Genomic DNA, 6,327 nt, shown 5'->3' with positions numbered 1-6,327 from the left:
GATTGATGACAGAGTCTCTTCCTTTTTCTGTATGGCTACATTTTTTGATTGATGACAGAAAAGCTTGCCGGAAGTCATTCTGCATATCCTACTATTTTTGTCAAGTCAGTTGGCTCTTGAATGTTATTTTCAAGTCAAGGGGTCAGTTGGCTGAGTCGAAATACCTAATTCTTTTCCGATTCAATTTATACTACTTATACACTACATTTGAAGTGCGGAATGTGGGTTTAAGATCCTAAGGGTATGGTTCGCAACACCCGAAAAACCCGTGGTGGAGGTAAACCACAAAATCGCCAGTTGGTGTTGCCAAGAGAATTTGATTCTCGCTTAGGTCTGCGGTGGGGCGCATCGTGGACGTTAAACAAACAGCCTGTGAAGGCGTTCTGACCGGGGGTATTCGGGCTTGCTCGTTTATCTAGGCATGAGCCAGTGAAACAGGAATCTCCGACCATACCCGCTAGGGTTGGGGGGAGAGCGTCAAAACTGAAGACTACGACAATTCAGCACCTTCTCGAAGCGCGATCGCCTCCTTATTTTTCCGTTCCGGCGTTAACTGCAAATACAACCCCGGCGTCACCAACATCGCGATTAACGTCGACGCCACCAACCCAAACCCGATCGCAGACGCCAGCGGAAACCAAATCGGATCGCTCAACGCCAACGGAACGATCCCCACGATCGTTGTAATACTGGTGGTTAAAATCGGACGCAGGCGATCGGACACCCCATGCGCCGCCGCGTGGCGAACGTCCATCCCATTCTCGCGGTGCGCGTTCATCGTTTCCACCATTACGATCGCATTGTTCACCACAATCCCAAACAACGCGATAATCCCAATTACCGCCGGAAAGGAAATGGGAATGTTCAACAGGAAAAATCCGCCAAACGTCCCAATTAACGCAAACGGAATCACCAACATGATAATCAACGGTTGCGTAAACGATCCAAACTGAATCACCAACACCGAAAACACCAGGAAAAACGCCACCATCGCCATTTGTCCCGCCGACCCAAAGGTTTCGCTTTGCGTTTCCAACTCCCCAGCAATCTGATAACTGTACCCCTGCGGCCAGGTCTTCTCCAGTTCCTCTAACTTGGGAACCAAATCCTCAAATACAATTTCACCGGGACTACGACCTTTGTTTTTCGCCAAAACCGTTACCGTTCGCTGTGCGTCTTGGTGAGTAATCGACAGCGGTGCGACGCCAAACTCGAGGTCGAACACTTCCGGCCCCGCCACCAACGTTCCATCCGGCGCAACCAACCGCAGCGTCTCCAACTCGTCGAGGCGCGTCGGGCCGCCAACGGCCCCCTCGCGAGACGGCCAAACCGTACTCAGACGAATTTCCAAATCCTCCTCGCCGCCGCCGATGGGATAGTCGCCGATGTCGTTGTCCGTCATCAAATAACGACCTTGCATCGCCAAATCGTCCGCGTCGAAGCCGTAAAAGTCGATCGCCTCCCGTCGCGGCCGCAGTTTAATATCCGAACGCAACGCACCTAAGTCGTCGCGAACGTCCACCGAACCGGGAATTTCCCGTAACGCCGTCTGCACTTCTCCCGAAATGCGCCGCAGTTCGTCCATATCGGAACCCGAAATCTCGATCGCAATGGGATCGCCGCCTTCCCCCGTTAACTGACGGTTCACTACCAACGACGCACCGGGATGCTTACGTATCGCCACTTGCAACGCCTCGCGCAGTTCCTCCACGTACTCAAACGACATTCGATCGCGCTCTCGTTGCGGCGTAAACATCGCCGAAAACCCCACTAAATAGGTTCCCGTATTGGCTTGAATCCCGCTTTCTTCCACGAGTTGGCTGCGCTGACCGACGAATTTCGTCACGCTTTCGAGATACGGTTGCGATCGCAGAATTTCGCCAATCTCGTCAGCCACCGTTTGAGAAGTCTCTAACGTGGTCGTCGGCGGAAGTTCCACATTAACGCTGAGTTTTCGCGCGTCGTCGTCGGGAAACAAATTCGAGGATAACGATCCCGCTAACACCACACTCAACACGAACGCACTCAACGCACCCATCGTCCAAAATCGCGCCGTGGCTTTGTTGCGAACCGTATTCCGCAGACTCCACTGGCGAAACCCATCAGACGCCGCTTTCGACAGGCGATCGATGCGACTGGCTTTTCCCGTGTGCTTCACTTTCCCCAACAAAAACCGCGACAGGGGAACGTCAACAAACAAGGCGATGATATAACTCAACACCAAACAGGCGATCGCACTCAAGGGAATCAAGCGCACGAATTTCCCCATCGTTCCCCCGATCGCCATCAAGGGAACCATTGCCAAAATCGTCGTTAACTGACCTGAAAACGCCGGAAGTGCATAGGTTTTCAACGTTTTCATCGCCGCGCGATCGAACGGCAACCCCTGCACGAAAATTCCCTCGTGCATCCCCTCCATCATCAAAATGAAGACATCCACCAACAGCCCCAACGACAGAATCATCCCCACCTGAACCATCGTATTGAGGGTAAAGCCAAAAATCCACAACAGCGCCAACGCTCCCAAAAACGTCAGGGGAATCGACAATCCGGCGATAATCGCTTCGCGCCAGGTCAACGCCAACAACAACACCACGAACACCGCCAAAACCCCCTGCCACGCATTAGAAAACAGGTTGTCGAGGTCTTCGAGAATCGTGTCGGCGTCGGTGTTGATGACGCGGTAATCCATCCCGTGCGGCCAGAGATTCGGATCGGCTTTCGCCACTTCCAAGGCTTCCAAACTGGCTTCGATGGTTTGAATGGTGTCCGAACCGGGAACCTTGACAATATCGACGTTAATCGTCGGCTGAAATGCGTTCCCCTCGTAACTGACGAAGGCGCGGGTGTCCTCCCGTTCCAAATCTCGCCGCACCTCGGCGATTTCCCCGAGTAACACCACCCGTCCCTCGGATTTAGAGGCGCTGGCGTTACCCAACCGCACCACCGGAAGCTGTTTCAAGGCTTCGACGCTGCGAAATCGACCGTAAAAGCGAACTTGCGCCCCGATGTCGTCGCTTTCGATGCGCTCCCAGGGAACATCGCGGTTTCCCGTTTGGATGGCGCGGGCTACCTGCGTCGGCGAAATTCCCAAAGTGGCGAGACGGCTGGGAATCAGTTGCACGTGAACCACCTCTTCGCGCTGTCCGCCGAGGTTGACTTCGCGCACGTTGGGAACCCGTTCGAGGAGGTCTTGCAACTCGTCGGCGGCGCGACTCAACACCGCCATGTCGATGTCGCCGTATAAAGCAACGCTCAAAATGGGGGTGTCTTGGCTCGAAATTTGCTCGATCGTCGGTTTTTCTGCTTCTTCGGGTAACTCGGCTTCCGCTTCGTCGACTTTGGCGCGAACTTGCGCGATCGCTTCGTTCGTCTCGGCGTCGGCGACGAATTCGACAACGATTTCCGATTGACTGTCAAAGGAAGCGCTACTGAGTTCTTTGAGTCCTTTGAGAGATTTGAGTTCTTTTTCGAGTTCGTCGGTAACTTGGTTTTCGATGGTTTCGGGATCGGCACCAGGCCAAGTGGTGGAAATGCTGGCGATCGCCACGTCGATATCGGGATCGCCTTCTTTCACCATACTGGTCGCCCCCAAGAGGCCGCTAATCACCAGCAACAGCACCAGCAGCATTCCAAAGATCGTCTCGAGGAAGAAAAACCGACTCAAGGGCGAGACGCGATCGCTCGCAGTGTGGGTAGATAATGGAGGTTCGGACATCGTTCGACCTAATTCTAAAGTGAGGCGATCGCCTACTCGATAATTTCAACCGGCGTTCCGTTCACGAGGCGGTTTTGGCCTTCGACCACGATCGCTTCGTTGGGTTCGACGCCTCGCAGGATTTCCTGTTGCGACAACCCTTCGATTCCCAGTTCCACAGTGCGCTCTTCCACGCGATGGGTGTCGGGATTCACCACAAAGACATGGGGGTTGCGATCGCGGTACACAAAGGCGCGATAAGGCGCGACGATCGCGTTGGGATTTTCATCAGTCGCAATCCAGGTATGCACCCGCGCCCCATGTTGCAGCTTTTCTTCCCCCTCAGAAATGCGAACGGTGACTTCGACCCCCCGTCGTCCCGGCGTCACGGAAGGACTCACAGAAAACACCGTCCCTTCAGCCACCGCGATTTCCGTCAGTTGTTCGCTCGTCAACCCAGTTTGCGAAGCGTCGGTCATATCTTGTTCGAGGACGACGATCGCCCGTTGGCCGGGGCGCACTTGCTGCCCTTCATAGGCGGGAAGTTCGATTTCGACATCGTACTGGCTGGGGTCGATGATGACGATCGGAATCGATTCGATGAGGTCTTGATAGCTGCCGGAATTGACGATTTGCGGGTTCCAATATTCCCCTTGGCGAACGTTGAGATAGGCGACGATCCCGTCGAAGGGGGCGACGATTTGACTGTCTTCGACTTCGACGCTGCTGCGAGTAATGTTCGCGTCGGCGGATTCGATTCCCGCTCGGGCCGCTTGGATTTGGGAATCTGCTGCTCGCACGCTCCCTTCGATCGCAATGACGTTTTGTTCGGCGGCGGTCACTTGGCTCTGGGCGGCCGCGATTTGGGTTTCGGCAGCTCGCACGTCGTCGTGGGCAGCTCTGAGAGCGGCACGGGCGGACTCGAGGCTCGCTTGGGCTTCGTTGTAAGCGTTTCGCGCCACGTCGAGCTGTCGCCGTTCGACCACTTGTTGCTCGACGAGATCGCGGTAGCGGTGGAAGTCAGCTTCGGCCAGTTCGAGGTTCGATTCGGCCCGGCGCACGTCGGCTTCGGCGCGGGTGACGTTTTGAACCGCTCGCGATCGCTCGGCTTCGGCGGCGGCGACTTGGGCTTGGGCTTGTCCGACTTGGGCTTGAGCTTGTCCGACTTGGGCTTGGGCTTGCTGTTGTTGGGCGATCGCAGACAGTTCTTGTTGGCGAGCTTCGGCGGCGGCGGCGCGAGATTGGGCTAAGTCCGCTTGCAGTTGGCGATCGTCGACTCGAGCCAGGAGTTGTCCGGCGAACACGCGATCGCCTTCTCGCAACTCCCGTCCGTCGATTTGGGCGATCTGATTGACGGTTCCCGAGATTTCAAACGTCAGGTGTTTGGCGCGGACGGCGCGAACGTTGCCGTCTCCGAACACCCAGCTTTGAATGGGAGCGGTGCGGGCAGCAACGGTACGCACGGGCAATCCGGCCACTTCTGTTACAGAGGCGCTTTGGGTCGGTTCTTCGAGGCGACTGACGATCGCGATTCCTGTCAAAAGACTGAAGGTGGCGATCGAAGCGGCGTAAATCCAGGGTTTGTATCGTTTGGGTTTAGATGCCGGTTTTGCGATCTTTTTGGGTTGGGAAAGTTGGGAAAAAGACGGTTCTGACAGTTGGTTCATGGGTCGATGGATTAGCTTTTTTGACAGTAAGAGATTTGGGCTTAAAACCTTCTCAATGCCGATCGCCAGTTTTATTTGTACGCACTCAGATTGAAGATAAAAACTTTAAAAACAGTTATAAATTGTTTGTGCGCCCAACAATTTATAATTTTTTGATGCGATTCGAGTAGATGTTTTTAAGGTTGATGAGGCGTTTTTCGATGTTTTTTAGTACTAATTCCGTTTTCGAGAATGTAAGTTAGACCGTCAAACCACTGTCGGACAAATTTTATTTTGTCTTCAGTGATATCTTCACGATCGATATTTTTAAAATCGATCGCGAGTTTTCGAGGAATCCAATACCGCGAACCTTCCCACAACGCATCGATCGCAAAAATGGCTAAATCGGTATCGATGTCCTCGGTGATTTCACCCCGTTCGATTCCAGCTTTAACGAGGTCTTGTAAATACGATCGCGAGGTCAGTTGCGTGCGGTGTAGGACTTCATCGCGAAAAGGAAAGTCGCCATACGACGCTCGGTATAGCAATTGACACCAACGGGGATCGTTGGTGACGAAATCGCTACTGCGTTCGAACAACCATCGCAGATAAGGGAAAAACCCCTTTTGAGATTCGGGCGGTTCGACGGCGAGGAGAAACTCGACTTCTTTCTCGATCGCTAAATCCACGAGGTACAGGTAAAGATCCTGTTTGTCCTCGAAATACTGGTAAAAACTCCCTTTCGAGATGTGGGCTTGTTTGACGAGTCGAGAAATCGACGCCACCCCGTAGTCGTGACGGGCGAACTCCTCGATGGCGATCTCGAGGATGGTGTCTTGTTTTTCAGGCGGAAGGTTGAAAAAGGTGGGTTTAGGCATGGCGACGGACTCGAACTCGCGTGTGACTACCCAGTCACATGACCGGCTAGTCACATCTTAACGCGGGGCGATCGATTTGTCACGAAAATCGCGATCGCCCCTCTAC

General features: G+C 53.9%; 3 protein-coding genes. All 3 read right to left on the bottom strand.

Annotated features, from left to right (window positions below; all coding sequences use genetic code 11):
- Positions 1–490: 490 nt before the first annotated feature.
- Positions 491–3,718, bottom strand: coding sequence for an efflux RND transporter permease subunit (locus GEI7105_RS32550; protein WP_017663269.1), 3,228 nt, complete (start codon positions 3,716–3,718; stop codon positions 491–493).
- Between the two features lie 32 nt (positions 3,719–3,750).
- Positions 3,751–5,364 carry an efflux RND transporter periplasmic adaptor subunit gene (locus tag GEI7105_RS0125850; protein WP_017663268.1) on the bottom strand — a complete coding sequence of 538 codons (1,614 nt, stop codon included), beginning with the start codon at positions 5,362–5,364 and terminating at the stop codon, positions 3,751–3,753.
- Between the two features lie 176 nt (positions 5,365–5,540).
- Positions 5,541–6,221 carry a TetR/AcrR family transcriptional regulator gene (locus tag GEI7105_RS32545; protein WP_017663267.1) on the bottom strand — a complete coding sequence of 227 codons (681 nt, stop codon included), beginning with the start codon at positions 6,219–6,221 and terminating at the stop codon, positions 5,541–5,543.
- Positions 6,222–6,327: the final 106 nt, after the last annotated feature.

Origin of the sequence: Baaleninema simplex PCC 7105 (assembly GCF_000332355.1) — a bacterium.
Classification (GTDB): domain Bacteria; phylum Cyanobacteriota; class Cyanobacteriia; order Cyanobacteriales; family Geitlerinemataceae; genus Baaleninema; species Baaleninema simplex.
Note: the sequence above shows the minus strand (reverse complement) of the source record. Positions and strands in the feature narration are given on the sequence as shown.

Bases quoted from the DNA above. Each gene is read 5' to 3' on its own strand.
- GEI7105_RS0125850 (WP_017663268.1), bottom strand. From the start codon at position 5,364: ATGAACCAACTGTCAGAACCGTCTTTTTCCCAACTTTCCCAACCCAAA.
- GEI7105_RS32545 (WP_017663267.1), bottom strand. From the start codon at position 6,221: ATGCCTAAACCCACCTTTTTCAACCTTCCGCCTGAAAAACAAGACACC.
- GEI7105_RS32550 (WP_017663269.1), bottom strand. From the start codon at position 3,718: ATGTCCGAACCTCCATTATCTACCCACACTGCGAGCGATCGCGTCTCG.